At 45.7% G+C, this 18,040-nt stretch carries 22 protein-coding genes; 10 read left to right on the top strand and 12 right to left on the bottom strand.

Annotated features, from left to right (window positions below; all coding sequences use genetic code 11):
• Window positions 1-28: 28 nt before the first annotated feature.
• Window positions 29-271 (bottom strand): NifU family protein, encoded by a 243-nt coding sequence (locus ACFQZR_RS09345; protein WP_018758885.1) that lies wholly within the window; start codon window positions 269-271, stop codon window positions 29-31.
• A gap of 91 nt (window positions 272-362) precedes the next feature.
• Between ACFQZR_RS09345 and ACFQZR_RS09350 the strand changes: the two genes are divergently transcribed.
• Entirely contained in the window at window positions 363-611 is a 249-nt protein-coding gene (locus ACFQZR_RS09350; protein ID WP_379348780.1) for a YuzB family protein, read from the top strand.
• 2 nt (window positions 612-613) lie between these two features.
• On the opposite strand, the gene ACFQZR_RS09355 is transcribed toward ACFQZR_RS09350, so the two are convergent.
• On the bottom strand, window positions 614-1,675 hold the full coding sequence (locus tag ACFQZR_RS09355; protein ID WP_379345128.1) for an NAD(P)/FAD-dependent oxidoreductase: 1,062 nt from the start codon (window positions 1,673-1,675) through the stop codon (window positions 614-616).
• 47 nt (window positions 1,676-1,722) lie between these two features.
• Window positions 1,723-2,832: an aminofutalosine synthase MqnE gene (gene mqnE / locus ACFQZR_RS09360; protein WP_379345130.1), complete on the bottom strand. Its 1,110-nt coding sequence runs from the start codon at window positions 2,830-2,832 to the stop codon at window positions 1,723-1,725.
• Between the two features lie 285 nt (window positions 2,833-3,117).
• Between mqnE and ACFQZR_RS09365 the strand changes: the two genes are divergently transcribed.
• Entirely contained in the window at window positions 3,118-3,477 is a 360-nt protein-coding gene (locus ACFQZR_RS09365) for a HesB/IscA family protein (protein ID WP_379345132.1), read from the top strand.
• Window positions 3,478-3,581: 104 nt separating this feature from the next.
• Here ACFQZR_RS09365 and ACFQZR_RS09370 read toward each other — a convergent pair whose 3' ends face one another.
• Entirely contained in the window at window positions 3,582-3,782 is a 201-nt protein-coding gene (locus ACFQZR_RS09370) for a hypothetical protein (RefSeq protein WP_018758880.1), read from the bottom strand.
• A 163-nt stretch (window positions 3,783-3,945) separates the two neighbouring features.
• On the opposite strand from ACFQZR_RS09370, the gene ACFQZR_RS09375 reads away from it, so the two are divergent.
• Together ACFQZR_RS09375 and sda are read left to right on the top strand one after the other, a co-directional pair.
• The gene (locus ACFQZR_RS09375) at window positions 3,946-4,608 is read left to right on the top strand and encodes a YheC/YheD family protein (protein WP_379345135.1); all 663 of its coding nucleotides are present in this window, start codon (window positions 3,946-3,948) and stop codon (window positions 4,606-4,608) included.
• Between the two features lie 290 nt (window positions 4,609-4,898).
• Entirely contained in the window at window positions 4,899-5,024 is a 126-nt protein-coding gene (gene sda / locus ACFQZR_RS09380) for a sporulation histidine kinase inhibitor Sda (RefSeq protein WP_018758878.1), read from the top strand.
• A gap of 14 nt (window positions 5,025-5,038) precedes the next feature.
• Here sda and ACFQZR_RS09385 read toward each other — a convergent pair whose 3' ends face one another.
• Together ACFQZR_RS09385 and ACFQZR_RS09390 are read right to left on the bottom strand one after the other, a co-directional pair.
• Entirely contained in the window at window positions 5,039-5,296 is a 258-nt protein-coding gene (locus ACFQZR_RS09385) for a hypothetical protein (protein ID WP_379345137.1), read from the bottom strand.
• Window positions 5,297-5,424: 128 nt separating this feature from the next.
• The gene (locus tag ACFQZR_RS09390; protein WP_018758877.1) at window positions 5,425-6,429 is read right to left on the bottom strand and encodes an NAD(P)/FAD-dependent oxidoreductase; all 1,005 of its coding nucleotides are present in this window, start codon (window positions 6,427-6,429) and stop codon (window positions 5,425-5,427) included.
• Window positions 6,430-6,810: 381 nt separating this feature from the next.
• On the opposite strand from ACFQZR_RS09390, the gene ACFQZR_RS09395 reads away from it, so the two are divergent.
• The 3 genes from ACFQZR_RS09395 (at window position 6,811) to ACFQZR_RS09405 (ending at window position 8,995) form a co-directional block, all read left to right on the top strand.
• Complete coding sequence (locus tag ACFQZR_RS09395) at window positions 6,811-8,007, top strand: NAD(P)/FAD-dependent oxidoreductase (RefSeq protein ID WP_379345140.1); 1,197 nt, start codon at window positions 6,811-6,813, stop codon at window positions 8,005-8,007.
• Window position 8,008: 1 nt separating this feature from the next.
• On the top strand, window positions 8,009-8,257 hold the full coding sequence (locus ACFQZR_RS09400) for a hypothetical protein (protein ID WP_018758874.1): 249 nt from the start codon (window positions 8,009-8,011) through the stop codon (window positions 8,255-8,257).
• A gap of 180 nt (window positions 8,258-8,437) precedes the next feature.
• The gene (locus ACFQZR_RS09405; RefSeq protein ID WP_379345142.1) at window positions 8,438-8,995 is read left to right on the top strand and encodes an NADPH-dependent FMN reductase; all 558 of its coding nucleotides are present in this window, start codon (window positions 8,438-8,440) and stop codon (window positions 8,993-8,995) included.
• Between the two features lie 58 nt (window positions 8,996-9,053).
• On the opposite strand, the gene ACFQZR_RS09410 is transcribed toward ACFQZR_RS09405, so the two are convergent.
• From ACFQZR_RS09410 to hemQ, 6 genes are all read right to left on the bottom strand, one after another.
• Window positions 9,054-10,385 (bottom strand): DUF4129 domain-containing protein, encoded by a 1,332-nt coding sequence (locus ACFQZR_RS09410; protein WP_379345144.1) that lies wholly within the window; start codon window positions 10,383-10,385, stop codon window positions 9,054-9,056.
• The gene (locus tag ACFQZR_RS09415; RefSeq protein WP_379345146.1) at window positions 10,378-11,496 is read right to left on the bottom strand and encodes a DUF58 domain-containing protein; all 1,119 of its coding nucleotides are present in this window, start codon (window positions 11,494-11,496) and stop codon (window positions 10,378-10,380) included. Before ACFQZR_RS09415 ends, ACFQZR_RS09410 begins: the two co-directional genes overlap by 8 nt.
• A gap of 5 nt (window positions 11,497-11,501) precedes the next feature.
• Window positions 11,502-12,464 carry an AAA family ATPase gene (locus ACFQZR_RS09420; RefSeq protein ID WP_379345148.1) on the bottom strand — a complete coding sequence of 321 codons (963 nt, stop codon included), beginning with the start codon at window positions 12,462-12,464 and terminating at the stop codon, window positions 11,502-11,504.
• 126 nt (window positions 12,465-12,590) lie between these two features.
• Entirely contained in the window at window positions 12,591-13,391 is an 801-nt protein-coding gene (locus ACFQZR_RS09425; RefSeq protein WP_379345150.1) for a class I SAM-dependent methyltransferase, read from the bottom strand.
• 137 nt (window positions 13,392-13,528) lie between these two features.
• Window positions 13,529-13,795: a CD3324 family protein gene (locus tag ACFQZR_RS09430; protein WP_379345152.1), complete on the bottom strand. Its 267-nt coding sequence runs from the start codon at window positions 13,793-13,795 to the stop codon at window positions 13,529-13,531.
• 275 nt (window positions 13,796-14,070) lie between these two features.
• Entirely contained in the window at window positions 14,071-14,814 is a 744-nt protein-coding gene (hemQ, locus tag ACFQZR_RS09435) for a hydrogen peroxide-dependent heme synthase (protein WP_379345155.1), read from the bottom strand.
• 203 nt (window positions 14,815-15,017) lie between these two features.
• Between hemQ and ACFQZR_RS09440 the strand changes: the two genes are divergently transcribed.
• The 3 genes from ACFQZR_RS09440 (at window position 15,018) to ACFQZR_RS09450 (ending at window position 17,978) form a co-directional block, all read left to right on the top strand.
• Entirely contained in the window at window positions 15,018-15,323 is a 306-nt protein-coding gene (locus tag ACFQZR_RS09440; RefSeq protein ID WP_018758867.1) for a YuiB family protein, read from the top strand.
• Between the two features lie 154 nt (window positions 15,324-15,477).
• The gene (locus ACFQZR_RS09445; RefSeq protein ID WP_379345157.1) at window positions 15,478-17,127 is read left to right on the top strand and encodes an alpha/beta hydrolase family protein; all 1,650 of its coding nucleotides are present in this window, start codon (window positions 15,478-15,480) and stop codon (window positions 17,125-17,127) included.
• Window positions 17,128-17,159: 32 nt separating this feature from the next.
• Window positions 17,160-17,978, top strand: coding sequence for a hypothetical protein (locus ACFQZR_RS09450; protein ID WP_379345159.1), 819 nt, complete (start codon window positions 17,160-17,162; stop codon window positions 17,976-17,978).
• The last annotated feature ends 62 nt before the right edge of the window (window positions 17,979-18,040 follow it).

Genomic DNA, 18,040 nt, shown 5'->3' on the forward strand with positions numbered 1-18,040 from the left:
CACTTACAGGGCTTCGATCATATTCAAATTAGAATACTTGAACAACTTCTTGAACGCCTTCAACTTCTTCAACCAAAGCGCGCTCAATCCCTGCTTTCAAAGTAATTGTGGAACTTGGGCAGCTGCCGCAAGCACCCATCAACTTTAATTTAACGATACCGTCTTCCACATCAACGAGTTCAACGTCGCCGCCGTCACGTTGTAGGAATGGACGAAGTTTATCAAGCACTTCTAGAACTTCATCATACATTTGAGCTGTATTTTCACTCATTTGCTTCAACTCCTTTCTCACCTTATTATAGTATAAAGATGTTTAAATTAAAATGGCTCAAACAAACGACTTCAGCAAAGCGGGTGATTCAATGCGACCGATCATCGAGTTCTGCGTCAGTAACATGCATCACGGGACAGACCTTGTGATGAAGAAGCTGGAGCATAATCCAGCATATGATGTCATCGAATATGGCTGCCTTGGGAATTGTGGAGAATGTTATCTCTTCCCGTTCGCTTATGTGAATGGTGATATTGTCGCTGCAGAGACGATTGATGAATTAGAAGACAAAATCATGCAAGAAATCCGTGCCGTTGAAGCTCTAGATAGCAGTGGCTAGCATTAACCGAAATGATGCTTGGATCTCCATAGGACGCCCATCTTCAAGACACGAGGGACACGTCCTTTCATCGTTCTATTTCCTAATAGTCCGAACCCGCTCTTCTTCCCTAAGGAACCAAGAACGCCTTTTAGCTTAATCTTGCCAAGCTTCGGCTCCTCACCTTTCCATCCTGCTTGAATGACATCTGCAACTTGCTCTCCTTGTGCTCCGGCAGCTTGTGCGCTTGGAGAGAAGGAGAGGGAGGCACAGTCACCTACCACATAGACTTCTTCATGGCCTGGAATTTGGAAATGGCTATTAAGAAGAACGCGTCCTTGCGGATCCTTCGGTACATCTAGGTCTTGAACCGGCTTAACTGGCTGGATGCCTGCGGTCCATACGGTAACGTCACTATAGATAACGCCGTTCTGATGGATTATGCCGCCTTGCTCTAATTGGGTCGTTGAAATGTGCGAGCTCAGCTCGACATGATGCTCGTGGAACCACTCCGAGACGAATTCGGACAGCTTCTCAGGGAAAGCCGAGAGTACGCGAGGTCCGCGGTCAATAATCCGAATGTTCAAATCCGGTCTACTCTCACGAAGTTCAGCCGCGACTTCGACACCGCTTAAACCCCCGCCCATAATGTTCACTTGGCCGTAAGGCTTCACATCATTGAGCATCTGATACGTCCGGCGTGTTCGTGATAAGGATTGAATGCTCTCTGCATATTGTTCTGCGCCGAGAATACCATGAAATTTATCTGTACATCCCAGTGCAATAACAAGTTGATCATAAGGAATAACTTCTTCTGCATTTAAGTAGACATGTTTGGCCTGCAAATCGATACGTGTAATATCACCGTATTTGAGTTCAATTCGCGGGTCTGTCGGAAAGGCAACGCGGATTTGAAGATCAGATGCTGTACCAGCTGCGAGTGCATAATATTCTGTCTTAAGTCCTTGATAGGGCTGGCGATCGATTAACATCACCGATGTGTCCACCGGGATATCACCTTCTAATAACCGATTAGCAACTGCAAGTCCACCATAGCCCCCGCCCAGGATGACCAATTTTTTCATGAGTAGCTCTCTCCCCGTATGCCTCGAATAATTGTCCTTAACTTCAATTAAGATTCATATACCTTCACTTCGTTATAGAACGTATCGCGTTCTACTGGAATTCGGCCCGCGCCTTTAATGAGCCAGATCAACTCAGCGCGAGTTAGGCCTTCAGGTGTTAGAGCGCCCGCAGCATGGCTGATCCGCTCCTTCACAATGGTACCATGCGCATCGGATGCGCCGAATGCTAATGCCATTTGTGTCAACTGCGTTCCGATATTAATGAAGTAAGCTTTGATATGTTGGATATTGTCGAGCATCAATCGGCTGATCGCAATGGTCTTAAGGTCTTCATAAGCTGAGTTGCGGCGGCGAATATCAGCTGATTTACTCTTCGGTTGCATGGATAATGGAATGAATACCATGAAGCCATTTGTCTCATCTTGAAGTTCGCGAATCTGCAGCATATGTCGAACGCGATCTTCATGGCTCTCGATGGAACCGTAGAGCATTGTTGTATGTGTACGCAAGCCAAGCTCATGAGCAACACGGTGCACTTCTAGATAACGATCCACATTCGCTTTGTCTACATGCATTTTCTCACGATATTGATCGGATAGAATTTCAGCACCGCCCCCTGTGAGGGTCTTAAGTCCAGCTTTCATCAGCTCTTGAAGGACTTCGGCAATGCTTAGTCCGCTAATCCGTGTGAAGAAATCAATTTCAGCGGCTGTATATGCCTTTAAGGTAATATCTGGATATTTCTCATTCAGTGCACGAAGGGAATCGACATAATATTGAAATGGTACATGTTGGTTATGTCCACCAACAATATGAAATTCACGCACACCTGGATTGATATGCTGTTCGACGTATTCAATCATCTCAGCGCCGGAAAGGGTGTAAGCACCTTCGTCGCCTTCATCTTTGCGGAAATTGCAGAAGGCACAGCGGGATTCACAGACGTTCGTGAAATAGAGGCTCATGTTTTCAATGAAATAGACTTTCTTCCCATTTTTCTTAAGATTGACCTCATTGGCCAATTGACCGATGGTTAATATGTCATCACTTTGGTACAGATAGACGCCATCTTCCAGTGAAAGACGTTCTCCTCGCTGTACTTTTTCGATGATTTCTGCCATCCGAGAGTCCGTATGGCTTGTCACAAGTGTTGTCATATCGGATCGTTCCTCCTTTGTAATTAGAGTTCCATTCGGGAACGCTTCGTATTTTCTTTTGTATGTGAAATTTCTTACAAGATCAACCGATGTGTATCAAAAATCTCATGAAAAAATGACCAATAGAACTCGGTCGTAACCCCATTATAAACCTCGTTGTGAAGAGGAGCAATAGAATGTGACAAAAAAGGTAAACCTTTTGTTTCCACCGTTAGGTTCTCACACTTGTGACAAAATGCATCGTTCATGTATACTGAAGATATAGTAACAGAAGGAGGGATTCAGATGATCAATATTACTGATGCAGCGATTGCTAAGATACAGGAAATGCTTGCACAAGAGGAAATTCCGAACATGTTCTTGCGTTTAGGTGTTCAATCCGGCGGATGCAGCGGGTTTCAATACGGGATGGGATTCGATGATGAGCAGCATTTCAATGATAAAGTATTTGATGTGAAAGGCCTTAAGGTTGTCGTTGAAGAAGACAGCATCAAATATTTGAATGGACTTATTATTGACTTCAAAGAATCCGGTATGTCGGGTGGATTCACGATTGACAATCCAAATGCAAGTGCGACTTGCGGATGCGGATCGTCATTCCGTACGGCTACAGATGCAGGTACGCCTGCACCAGAGCAATGCTAATACACGAATAGCGCTACGCTTGCGTGAACGCCATAAGACATGCTAAACCCCCTGAAGGAAGACCTCAGGGGGTTTTTTGGCATCTATGTATGGGTCGGATTAGATTACAGAAACTTTAGATTGAGCATAACTGCGATCATCCCGGTTGCGAGGATCGAGAAGACTACGAATGCGCTGCCGATGCCGCGTTTGCGATCGATGAACATTTTAATCCCTACAACGAAGATGCAGAGGGTTACAAGGACAAGAATTACAGCCATCGCATAATAGCTAAGGGTATATAGATTCTGAACGAATTGTTCCAAAGGAAGGTTCCTCCTTGCTTAATATTGGTTGTTGTCCTTCTATAATATCTCGAATTCTCACAATTATCTATCCAAATTAAGGCATATACCGGGGACAATAATACAGGAGGCTCACCCTCAATTTGAGTATGTATAAGTATACTCTCAGAAAGGGGATGACGGAATGGCTGGAAGACAACTGGCTAACAAATGGGTTAAGACCGCAGTATTACTGTCTAACGCTAAAATCGCAGCTCATATTCCTCAGACAAAGAGATACAATGCTGCAAACCTACACTCCATGTTGTCCGCATATGGTATGGTCGTAATTAAACCGGTTGTTGGTGGCGGAGGCTATGGCGTCATCAAGGTAACCAAGGAAGGGGAGACCTATTCCTATACAGCCATGTCGAAGCACCGGTCATTCAGGAGTTTCGATCGCTTGTTTCGCTCCCTTAGCGGAGTGAAGAAGAAACGCCGTTACATCATTCAACGTGGAATTCATTTAGCAAAAATAGATGGCCGTCCGATCGATTATCGTGTCAAAGTTGTGAAGGTTAGAGAGTATTGGGAAATTCGTGCGATGGTCGGCCGATTGGCGCGGCGAGGGTTGTTCGTGACGAATTTGTGCAAGGGCGGGGCAATGTTGTCAGCGTCTCAAGGAATTAGAAGATCATTTTCAGGAGGAAAAGTAGCAGCGAAGAAGTGCGAAATGCGGAAATTGACGGTGTTGTCTACGACAATTCTGGAGCGGAAATTTCCGGGAATAGGGCAGCTAGGGTTTGATTATGGAATCGATACGAGTGGGAAGATTTGGATTTTTGAGGTGAATACTCGTCCGCAATAAGAAAGGGGGAGATTCATCTTTTCTCTTTATATCATATTATATGATAGTTTTGATTTTTGGTGATAGGCGGTGTAATAGAATTTTTTTATACAGCTTTCCGGTTATGAGCCTGTGAATAACTATTATCCACATATTACAGGGCGTAAGTACGCTTGATTTGGGAGTTATTAACAACTAAATCACAGGATTTCCACAAGGTGGTGTGGATAACCGGAACGCTTGTTCTGTCCAAGGGGGCGTGGTATAGTAAAATTCAATAACAGGAAATAAAAGGGAAGGAAGTATGTGTGATGTCTATTCTATCCGATGAGCTATTGGTAGAATCGTATTATAAGGCGATAGAGTTGCAGTTAGAGGGAGAATTTATCCGACTTCTCTTAGCCGAGATACGATTGCGTCAGCTTCCGTTGCAGTAATTCATACCTTTTATTCACTCCAGATTAGGGCCCCATTCTCTGACTTGGAGAGGGGTAGATCGCTGACAAGCTTCACAGTAGAGAAGATGTGTACAGACGGGTGCATCTTGATTCATCGAGTGGAGCTCAGAATAGGCGGAGTAATCCGCATAAGGGCTGTAGGGTCCCTCATAATCCTCTAATTTGCCGTAGTCTGACGCAAGCTGGTGACAAGCTGGACAAGTCACATGGGAAGTGATGAAACCGTTACATAGCGGACAGCGATAAGACAAGGGTATCCCCCTTTCAGAAAATGTAAAGTGCATGTTCAAAAGTCAAAAGATGACATTTTGAACTTCCTTTAAGAAGTTCTGAAATGTAGGATACCCTTTATTGTACTAACATATAATAAAAAAGTGGACTATACCTTCATGCTGCTGCTGTGTCCTGGGGATAACTTTGCGCTTGGGTCTACATAGACCTTCGCATTGTTGATCGCCGTAGGTGCTTCACCGAAGCCAACTGCAATCAGTTTCAATTTACCAGGGTAAGTCGTAATATCGCCTGCAGCGAAGATACCTGGGATATTGGTCTCCATGCGTGTGTCAACAACAATTGAACCGCCTTGAATGTTAATGCCCCAATCTGCAATTGGACCAAGTGAAGATACAAATCCGAATGTCACGATAACAGCATCAACATCGATCTTCGTCTGTTCATTTGTCTTCACATCTTGGATCGTAACTTGCTCGATTTGATCTGCGCCATGGAGGCTAACAATTTCGGTTGGCGTAATGACTTTTACCTTCGAAGCCATGAGACGCTCTACACTGTGTTCATGTGCACGGAATTTGTCCCGGCGATGGATCAACGTAACTTGTTCTGCAATCGGTTCGAGCATAAGAGCCCAGTCAAGTGCAGAGTCACCGCCGCCGCTGATCAATACTTTTTGGCCCGCATATTGCTGTAAATCGCTAACGAAATACTTCAAGTTTTTCTTCTCGTATTGCGCAGCTTCAGGCAGCTCTAGACGGCGTGGTTCAAATGCGCCTACACCTGCAGTGATGATAATGGCTTTAGCATAGTGAACACCTTTATCTGTCGTAACTTCGAAGAGGCGCTCGTCTTTCTTCACGACATCGATAACTTTCTCTTCGAGTCGTACATCGGTCTGGAACATTTCCATCTGTTTGCTCAAGTTATCGACGAGCTCTTGCGCAGTGACCTTCGGGAAGCCTGCTACATCGTAAATGTATTTTTCAGGATATAATGCTGCCAATTGTCCGCCTAATTGTGGCATACTCTCGATCAATTTAACGGACGCTTGACGCATACCTCCGTAAAATGCTGCAAACATACCGGCAGGTCCGCCACCGATGATCAGGATATCAGCGGGCTCTTGAGTCGTTAGATTTTGTTGGTCCACAGGGGCACCTCCGAAATTCAATATTGTTTGTTACACATCCTTAATTATTATAAGCTTCTCAGCAAGGGAATGAAACCTATTTTCATTTTTGGATCAACAAATAAACTTAATCGGGTTGCAAAAAAAATAAAATGAAAAATGTCGAATCTTTTTTGAAGAAAAGCTTGATATTCTTGAGAAAAATCAGTATGATTTCATTTGGGTTAATAAACCAGTTGTCGGATCGTGCACAATTCTGATACAGTTTGTTCATGAAATGTTCATTGATTTGAATATAGAACGTGGCTTTACACCATTTTTTTATTTTGTAAGTGTAATTTTTCACATATTCATGTTTTATACTATACAATAAATCACAAGAAGGATTGGAAGGGATCAACCATGAGTAATATTCCTAAAATTGTCATCCTAGGTGCCGGATATGGCGGTATTCTTACAGCACAGCGCCTACAGAAAGAATTGAACTATAACGAAGCGGATGTAACGCTTGTGAATAAGCATGACTACCACTATTTCACAACGCATTTGCATATGCCTGCTGCGGGTACGGATCAAATGGAGAACGCACGCGTTGCGATTTCCAAGTTGATCGATGAGTTCAAAATTGATTTCGTTAAAGCAACGGTACAACAAATTCGTACGCAAGAGAAGAAAGTTCTTCTGGAGGATGGAAGCGCGCTTTCTTATGACTACCTGATTATTTCGGTGGGCGGCGAGACGGAAACATTCGGTATCCCAGGGATGAAAGAATATGCGATGAGTATTCGCAGTATTAACTCGGTTCGTATGATCCGTCAGCACATCGAGTATCAATTTGCAGCGTACAAACAGGATGAGACGCGTCTTGACCGTCTTACATTCGTTGTCGGTGGCGCAGGATTCACAGGGATCGAGTTCGTATCCGAGCTTGCAGATCGTATTCCTGAACTATGCAAACAATACGATGTAGATCCTTCGCTTGTAAAAATCTATAACGTAGAAGCAGCTCCATCTGCATTGCCAGGATTCGATCCTGAGCTTGTAGAATACGCGATGAATGTGCTTCAGAACAAAGGTGTTACGTTCAAAATCGGTACGCCAATCAAAGAAGCAACACCAGAAGGTGTTATCGTTGGTGAAGGCGAATTGATCAAATCACAAACTGTTGTATGGGCTGCTGGGGTTCGTGGTAACCGTATGATCGAAGAAGCGGGTATCGAGACGATGCGCGGTCGCGTTAAAGTCGATGAGTTCTTACGTGTTCCTGGACAAGAGAACATCTTCGTTATCGGAGACAATTCCTTGATGTTCAACCCAGAAGGTCGTCCTTATCCGCCAACAGCGCAAATTGCGATGCAGCAAGGTGTGACATGTGCGAATAATATCGTTGCGTCGATCCGTAACCAACAACCTACGAAATTCGTATTCAGCAACAAAGGTACAGTTGCCTCCCTTGGTAAAGGCGAAGCGATTGGTATCGTGGGCACGAAGAAGTTTAAGGGCTTCACAGCTGCACAATTGAAGAAAATTATCGATATTCGTTACCTGTTCATTATTGGCGGATTGTCGCTCGTATTGAAAAAAGGTAAATTCCTATAAGATGCGGCATTGCAGCGTTCAAGTTCGTGGGTTATTAACCCGCGATGAACTGGATCGATACAATGCGTTGATGGAAGTCGGTTCCTATCTCGAATCGCAAACGCGATACGATCTTGCTTATACCGTGCAACGGGAAGTGGATCTCTTGATCCAGCCTGCCATTGAACGGCTTAAGGATAAAGGCCGTGCGCGTGACCGAGCGACCGAAGAGTTCCTAGAATCGATGAACCAAATGGATGATGAAGATTAATGAGGTGCCTGTTAAGCGTTGAGCTTAGCAGGCATTTTTTTGTCTGGTGCTTTATTTTCAGAAGTCTGACAAAATCAGACTAAAGTCGTATTACGTGTTCAGACTTGCTAAGGATGTACGATAAGGGAAAACAAGGTAAAATGGAAGTGTGAATAATATTAGCGAGAGGATTCGATGGGTATGAAAATTTCAATTATCGCAGGAAGTAATCGAAAAGGTGCATCCAGTACTCAAGTGGCTAAGGTTCTGGCTAGAACGATACAAGAGCAAGGTCATGAAGTGATTTTCATTGATCTCTATGAGAAGCCGATGCCTTTATATTCGCCTGATCAATCTTATGCGAATGATGTGAATGTCAGCGATATGAAAAAAGCCGTATTGTCTTCCCAGGCGGTAGTGCTTGCTACGCCGGAATACCATGGTAGTGTTAGCGGCGTGCTGAAGAACGCTCTGGATTTTATGAATAAAGATCATTTCAGCTTAAAGCCGGTTCTGGCTGTCAGTTCATCTGGCGGAGATGTAGGCGTAAGTTCATTGCAGCAGATTCAAGCGATCGTACGGAATCTGCATGGCATCAATTGCCCGGAATGGTTGTCTGTCGGCGGAGCACAGCGCAACGCATTCGAGAAGCCGCAGCTCGACCCTGAACATGAGATGAGCAAACGGATCATGCGCGTACTAGGAACTTTCCTCGCGCTTGCGGATCAGTTGTCATCGAAGTCCTGTGCGCATTCATAAATGGTATGAGCGATTAGCGCAATACCCCCAGTGACCATCGTCACTGGGGGTATTTTTGTTACGAAGAAGATGAATTACCGAACTTCTTGCGCAGGCGATCGACGGTCTCATCAGGAATGTCGTGACTCCCGTAGCGTGATGCGTTGTAAGTCTCAGCTAATTCCTCTAAGTCGCTAGGGGGTTCATGTACATCCCATTCCTTCACTTGCCGGAGCGTTTCAGAAGGGGTGGAGCTCTCTTGCACGGCGAAGCCCTTACGCGTCACTTGATTCATTTTGAATCGATACCAATAGCGAATGCGATCACGGTTATTTGTTAATTCGGCATAAGGGACATCCCTTTGTCTGAACCGGGTCATGATATTTTCCCATGGTCGGAACACACGCTGACGAAGCTTATCCCACTCGAATAGATTGGTTCGCTCATCAGAGAAGCTGGTCGTTGGAGTAAATTCCTGCTTCTGCGCGAAGAACCGCAGCAGAGTGGCCCAGAATTTTGGGAACAGCTTCTTGATCAGATGCCGTAGACCCAGCCACAACAAGACGATAACTGCGATGATCAACGCACTCCAGAACAAGATCATTATGATTTGCTCCAGCCACTTCATGAATGCACTAGGTTCCCCGGGTTCGAGTCCGGCGAGCGGCATCTGCGGTTCTGCTACAGGCTCAATGGGGCGAGGTTCGACTTCGGCGGGCCGATCTTGCAGCAACCATGCGACGAATTGACGGAACCATTGCATCAGGATATCCATAAGATTGCCGAAAATCATCGCAGCGAAGAATAACGTGATGGCAATCAGCGCGAAGACATATTTTGTGTTTTGTCGAAGGATGCCTTCTGGTAGCTTGGCAGAGGAATCACTTGTCATATTCGCACGATGCAGGATTTTCTGATTCATCATCATCAGGGTGGTTACGATCATCCATAACCCGCCAGCTAACAAATATATCCCGAATAGTCTAATTTCAGGCCGAATGCTGGCAAGAGCATAAGTGAAGAAATAGGCCGCGAGCGCGCCCCAATACCAGGTCACCGTGCTCCACATTGGCATTCCTCTGGTTACGATTTTCACACCGCGCGTGAATAGGGTGAAGCCGATCAATGGCGGTATCACGTGTGATAGGGTCAGCGGTCCTGTCATTACAATAAAGGTGACGGTCAGGAAAAGCAATCCAGTAAGCCATAAGGCATCCCGCTGCCAGCAAATCCATGATTTTGTCATTTGACCAATCCAGTGACAGGCCGGATAGACGAGAGTAATCAAGAGCGTAAGTGATGGCATATCCGGTATGAGATAGATATGGAGCAGCAGAATGATAGGAAGCATTATGGCATATTCTGTCAAGGTTCGAATCAGTCCAACAGGGCGGAGGATACGATTAAGCATAGATGGTGTCCTCCTCTACTTCGCGTTCTGATTGATTTGTACGTTTGAGCTCCACGATTTCAATGCCATTCCCCCGCATGCGGATTCGGGATAACAAAGGCTCCATATCGGTCAGCGGAATCGCGGTCAGGATAATGAAGTCTGTTCCTGCAGCATCTTCCCAGATCTCCATAAAGGTACGAAAGGATGCGGATAGCTCCAGTTCGAGCTTCGCCATATTTTCGAACACATCGGTTAGATGATGCGTACCCGCCGCGGGAGGAATGACAACGGGTTGTCCTTTCACGAGCGTCTTCATCGTTCCATTGCAGGCAAAGCCTGTCTCGATGCCTTGCGGGATGGTCGTATTCGCGATCGAAGCGGCGTAGGATATCGCTTGTTCGATCATCTCCGGGTGTGTGACTTTGGACCACATGCCCTTCGTTGTCTCGAAATTTAACAGAATCATGATCTTACGGTCAGCGGTAAAATCAAGCTGATGAACTTGAAGTTGATTCGTGCGCGCGGTTGCTTTCCAATGTACGGTTTTCAACGGATCCCCAGGTTGATAAGATCTCACACCGGATTTCCAGAAGGGGTCCTCGAGAATCCAGCGTCGTACCGTCATGTCCCCAATCCAACTCTTATTGGAGAATGGAATTTGATGCAGCGGCACGATCTCCGGATAGACGATCAATTCGAGATCGAGCGGAAGGGTGCGCACGGCATCGAACATCCCGAATAGATCTCCTGCGGTCATGGTGGCACTGTTCAATCGGTAAATCCCACGGCGCGTACAAGTAATCTGATGTCTTCGCACAATTTGTGTGTATGATTTTAAGGTGAACAAGCTTCGATGATTCTGGAGCAGCTCTCCGGTATTGATCGCTAAGTTCGTCTGATTCCCGAAATGAAGCGAACTTGGCAGCATCGATTCGAGACGAACCCATGGCAGTGGCAGCAGCTTATCATTTCGAATGGTTTCTGTCATCTCTACTTGATCCTGTGCGAATAGGCGATGCTTTGTAAACGTTCTGGAATAGCCCAAGCGAGATAAAGCGCGCACCTTAAAGAGGAGGGCTTGTAGGCCGAGAACAATAACGGCGAATAAAATGAACCAATGCAATGGCATCGCGATTACCCCTTCAATAGCGGTTCGGAAGGTACGGGAACTTGATTCAGAATTTGTCCCAGTACATTCTCGGCTTGCTGATCTCGTAGCTGCGATGCATTCCGGAAGAGCAGGCGATGGGCGAGCACAGGTATGACCATCTCCTTCACATCATCGGGAGCTACGAATTCCCGGCCGCGGATAACAGCATAAGCTTGAACGGCGCGCAGTAAGGCTTGGCTCGCACGAGGGCTTGCTCCGAGTGCAATATCCGCGTGTTTGCGCGTCTGTTCCACGATTCGCAGCATATATTCCAGCATATCGTCGCTAATATGTACTTTTGTATAGTTGGCTCGCGCCTGAATAATGTCTGCTTTGGAAGCGACGGGCTCGAGCTGTTCGAGCGGTTGTTGTTCCCGGAATCGGGACAAGACAAGGAGCCCCTCATCAAACGTCGGGTAGCCTAGCTTCAGCTTGAGCATGAATCGATCGAGTTGAGCCTCAGGGAGTGGGAATGTCCCGTAGTTATCTAGCGGATTCTGCGTGGCCAGCACGATAAAAGGTTCGTCCAGCAGCATCGTGTCACCATCGATACTCACTTGACGTTCTTCCATACATTCGAGCAGGCTGGATTGTGTTCTAGGCGTCGCACGATTGATTTCATCCGCGAGCAGCAGGTTCGTGAATAACGGACCCGGACGGAATTGAAACTCGCTCGTTTTCTGATTGTAAATATTCATGCCGCTTAGATCGGTGGGGAGTAAGTCGGGTGTAAATTGAATGCGCTTGCAATTCCCGTTGATGGATTTCGCAAGTGCCTTCACGAGCAGCGTTTTTCCTGTTCCGGGCACATCTTCTAGCAACACATGTCCACCTGTAAAAAGAGCAACAAAAATGCGGTCGATCGTCTCATCTTTGCCGACAATGACTTTTTGAACGTTACGTTTGATGACTTGGGCTAGGTTATAAATGCTTGTTAATTCATTCACTGCAGAACACCTCGTTTCGATGGATGGGCAAGAACAACGGTTCTTTGTTCTTCGACAGGGATTAGGTGAATCCCTCCCTCTAACTTAACTTCGAAGAGGAGGTTATTGTATTGTTCATGTTAGATTTTATGATTTCACTGCTCGTATGGATAACCATTGTGGTAGTGCTGCTAAGGGGTTTAGTCTCCAATTGCACATGTCATCAAGCTCTTTCTTGGTCATCGAATCACCTTCATTTTTGGAGTCATCCACCCAGAATAATCCGGTCTCTGCGTACATTTCTTCGATATGCTTCATATGGAATCCCGATGAGATCATCGCATTCATAAGATCTTGGATTCGCCATTTATACGTGGGTATATCTCCGAATGGACCTGTTATGTGATAAGGATTGACTACATTTATTTGTTCTGTAACTTGTATACCGAAAGGTCGCAAGAAGGGGTGAATATCAAACATTATATACACCCCTTTGTGATGGAGAATTCGATGAATATTGTCGTACATAGCATGTAAATCGTGGATCCATACATGAACGCCATTCGAGGTATATACAAAATCATATTCATCGCTTTTGATATTGCTTAATTTCATGGTGTCATCGCAGATAAATTCGATATCCCATCCATGATAATGAGCGATCTCTGAAGCATTCTCTATTTGTCGTTCTGAAAAGTCGCATGAGGTTACGGTCGCGCCCATTAAATGAAAAGCAAAGACAGCATGATTGTCACCGCTTGAAGGTACACAAATGCGTTTGCCTTGCAAATCGGGAAAGGTTTCTTTCAACATTGAATACGTCGTTGGATGGAAGGCAGATTCAGGCCGTGCGATTAACTCTGAAATGCGTTCCTCCGAACGGAATTTTGCGAAATCCGTATCTGACCATAGATTCCAAGCTTCTTTGACGCGATTGTTCTTATTCATGTAGATGCCCCTCTCTAGAAAACTGTTATGCAAATGATAACAAGGGCAATAAGCAGCAAATACGTAAAGAATAACTTAAAGTGTTCGTTACACAAAAAAAGCCACATGGGGTACATACCCATATGACCTCGTATCTCTTATTTTTTGGAATAAATGATTTTCTTGATGCTGTCGTAGGAAAGGCAATATCGATCTGAGAGTTGATCCATCGTCACACCGACGGCATACTGTTGACGGATCTCTTCATTCCTTTGGTTGAAATAGATTCGACTCCCAGAGTTCTCTCCCCATTTTTTACGTGATCCATAGGGTTTGGGGATATACACTAATCCATCATGGATATATTTCTGTACTTCTTTCAATAATTCTTCTGGGAAAATGAAATCAGCATTAACATATTTCATTACAACTCTACTCCTTAAAATTTTTAGGTATTTAAGGGAGCAAAGTCTATACTACAAACCTTTCATAACCCACATTAGAAAAGGGCGGTATAATGACGCTAGCTAGCTCTATACAAACAACCGCCGTTGTTCATAGTGTAGACTTTGCATAGAGCTGAATATTATCTAATCTTTCCATAGGGCCCCTCCTTCAACAACAATACATTTAAAAAGTGATTTCACTTTATTCTTCAATAAAAAAACTTCCCTCGTCAAGAGAGAAGTTTTCATCGTATTTATAGAGCAAGCATCGCTTGGAACTTGTCCGCGTCGAGCAGGTTGCCGACATAGAAAGAGCCGAATTCGCCAAAGCGCGCGCTTACTTCGTCAAAACGCATTTCATAGACAAGCTTCTTGAACTGAAGCGCATCGTCCGAGAAGAGCGTAACGCCCCATTCCCAGTCGTCCAGACCAACGGAGCCGCAGATGATTTGTTTCACTTTTCCTGCATATTGGCGGCCGATCATGCCGTGGCTGCGCATCATACTTTTACGCTCATCCATGGATAACATGTACCAGTTGTCCGCAAGATCGCGTTTCTTGTTCATTGGATAGAAGCAGATATGCTTGCTCTTCGGAAGCGTTGGCTTCAATCTCGCCATAACCTCAGGGCTCGCATAAGGATCTCCGCCGCCTGCCAAATAGTTGCTGAGTTCCACGACACTGACATAGGAGTAGACGGGAATTGTAAATTGCGCGAAGGATGTTTTATTAAAAGCATTCTCCAGCTCATTCAATTCCTCAAGCGTCTCACGCAAATGCATGAATACGAAGTCAGCCTTCTGTCCCACAATGGAGTATACCGCTGTGCTGCCTTGTTTGTCCGCTTCTACTGTTGCCCATTGTTGCAAAAATGTATGTAACTCGTCGAGTGCCGTAGCACGTTCTGCCTCGGTCGCGCGTTTCCAACCATTCCAATCGATAGCTCTGAAATCATGCAATGCATACCAGCCTTCTAAAGTAAGAGCTGCTTCGCTCATCGTGATCACTCCTTCATGAATTTACCTCTAACTTCTTCCATTGTAACGAAAACAGTCGCGCAGAACAAATGGAGAAGGTGTGACAATCCTCACACAAAACGTCACGGAAAGTTCGTTGATTCCACCACATTTTTCTAGTACACTACAAGGAAAGACGTAAGACACAAGCTGCAGGTTGTACATATAGGGAGGTCGTTCAGGGCATGAATGGTGTGGTAGGTTCTATCATTCCGATCATTTTGTTCGTATTGTTTTTTGTGATGATGTTTGGGATCGGGTTTATTTTAAATATGTTAATGAAAACAACATGGTTCCCGGCGTACTTGTTCGTGATCGTTATTGTACCCGCGGTGATCATCTCGTATTGGAAGAGTGATCTATCCTTCCTGGGCAATATCGAGGCGTATAGCCTGGTAGATATGCTCACAGCATGTGCCGGGTTGGTCGGTGCAGTCATTAGCGGTACTACGATTCGCATGTTGCGTCGCAGTGGATTTAAGATGTTTTAATCAGAGGGCAGTACACGGGATGAAGTGTACTGCCTTTTTTATGCTGGTAATGGATAAGATTGACAACAATGAAAGTCCAAAGGTATACTTAATTTAGATATTTGTCTAACTATTAAATTATAAATGATTGGTTGGGAGAGGAGTTCGGTAACGTATGAAAAAAATGATTAGTGTGTTAACCATCGCAGGTTTGTTGGCAAGCGGAGCACAAGCGGCACTGGCAGAGGGCGTGACGGGAGCTACAGCAGCAGGGGAAGGGATTGAATTGCGGCAAGCGGCCGAGTGGGTCGGCGCTTCAGTGAAGTGGGATGCAGCGAAGCGGGCTGCCGTTGTGTATTACGGCACGACCGAATGGATCATTCAAGTCGGGCAGAGCCAGGCGCAATTGAATGGGGAGCCTTATCCGATGCTTATACCTGCGGTGTTGAATGCGGCGCATCATTTGCAAGTCTCGGTTGAAGATGTGAACAAGGCCTTGCAAGTTCATCTATCGGTTGGCGAGCAAGGGAAGATCGTGATTGATCAAGCGGATCTGAAGAGCCAGGCTACTCATTTACTGAAGCAAGTCGTTGCAGGACAATTTGATGAGATGCGTGCTTCGATGAGTGAACCCTTGCAGGCGACAGTTCCTGTGCCGACTTTACAGATGATGCAGCAACAAATCATAGCGATGTACGGCAAATTGGATAAAGTATTGAACGTGTCAGAGACGACAAATGCGGTTCACCATAATGTACGCGTCGTGTACGCGGGGCCTCAAGGCGTGCCAGTTGCGATTGATGTGCGATTTGATCGGGATGGAAAGGTAGATGATTTCTTCTTCCCACAGCTACTGGCCGATAATTATCATGCACCGTCCTATGATCATCCTGAACGCTACAAGGCCGAGGAAGTGAAGATCGGAGAAGGCAGCACCGCATTACCAGGAGCATTGACCATTCCGCAAGGGGACGGTCCATTCCCCGTTGTCGTCCTTGTCCATGGTTCGGGAACGAATAATCGGGATGAATCCATTGGCGGAAGCAAGTTCTTCCGTGACCTTGCCGTTGGGCTTGCGAATGAAGGGGTAGCTGTACTTCGATACGACAAACGAACTTTTGAGCATACATTTAAGTCTCAATCTCCTACATTTACTGTCAAAGAAGAGACAACGAATGATGCGATTGCTGCAGTGCAGATGTTAGCGACGGATAAGCGATTCGATGCCAAGCAAATCTATGTCCTTGGACATAGTCAAGGCGCAATGCTGGTCCCTCGGATCATTGAGCAGGATTCGAAACATCAGATTGCGGGTGCCATGGTCTTCGCTGGACCTTCGAAGCCGCTAGAAGACATCTTGCTCTGGCAATACCAGCAAGGCCTTGAACGTGCGAAAAAAGCAGGATTACCTCAAGAACTTTTAGCGCAGGTTGAAGCACAGCTGAAAATCTGGGAGCAGAGTATGACGCTGCTGAAGGATCCGAAATATTCGGTATCGAATTTACCGCCGCAATTTCCAGCAGGCAATGCCTATTGGTGGTTTGACCTTCGGAACTATCGCGGCCAAGAGATTGCGAAGTCGCAGAAGGTGCCGCTCTTTATTGCCCAAGGCGATAATGATGTGCAGGTAGAAGCATCGAACTTGGACGGCTGGAAATCCGGTCTTGCTTCGCGAACAGATGTGACGTATAAGCTGTATCCGAAACTAAACCATGTGTTCGTCGCATCTGACAAACCTTCAACAGGCGAAGAGTATATGCTTCCGGGGAATGCACCGCAAGAAGTGATTACCGACATTGCAAAGTGGATCAAATCGACGAAATAGGCGGGTAGATAAATGATATAGGGAGTGGAAGGATGAAGAAGTTAATCGTTGTCATGATGGCTTTTGCGCTAGTACTGGGGGCTACTCCTCATTCCTTCGCTGCCCAAGCGAAGCTAACAGATCAGCTATCCGACTCTAAGCTCACCTTTGCGTATGCAGATGCGATTGGCACTCGATTACTCGGGTTCGATCAAAAACATCCTAAGCAATACACGCAAGCGATCTCTGCTCCTGGACGAAGTATTCCGATCCAATATGTGAAACATCAAAAGCTCTCCGACGAGAGCAACGGCCGAAACAATATGTTCAATTTCGACAATGACGATGGCGAGATTTATACCATCCCGAAAGGCAAAGTATCTGAAGACGAGGCCGTTGTGCTGGCGACGAAGGATGCCTTTCAAGGCCATACGTTTCTAGCTTATCGTCCGGTGTCGATCAAGGGTTTAGATAAGAAGACGGTTAAGGCAATTGAGAAAGTGAAGAAGCGTAAAGTGTTGAAGCATTGGAAAATCGGTGAAGTCCCATCGGAAGTGCAAGTGGGCATCATTGAATTTGAGCGCGTGAAGGGGAAGAAGCCGCTCGCGAGCTTCGTTCTCGTGACGAAGAACGGTATTCTCTTTGATGACTATGAAGGGAACGAAGGTGATAATTCGGTCTGGCGCGTAGATGACGGAGGCGAAATGGATCCCTCATTTTTCCGTGTTATTTTCTTAACGCGCTCCGCTTCGGGCTATTCCGTCGGATTCGAATGGTACGGTTACGAAAGCAATGGATTATCTGTATTGCAACAGAACGGGAAAAGCTTGCGTCAAGTCGAGCATTCGTCTCGGTATATTGCCCCGCTGTAAAGCATCCCAAAAGAAAGGTCCGTCGTTCCTAGGAACGACGGACCTTTCTGCTTTCTAATAAA

The sequence above is a fragment of the Paenibacillus sp. GCM10027629 genome, assembly GCF_042676425.1.
Lineage (GTDB): Bacteria > Bacillota > Bacilli > Paenibacillales > Paenibacillaceae > Paenibacillus_K > Paenibacillus_K terrigena.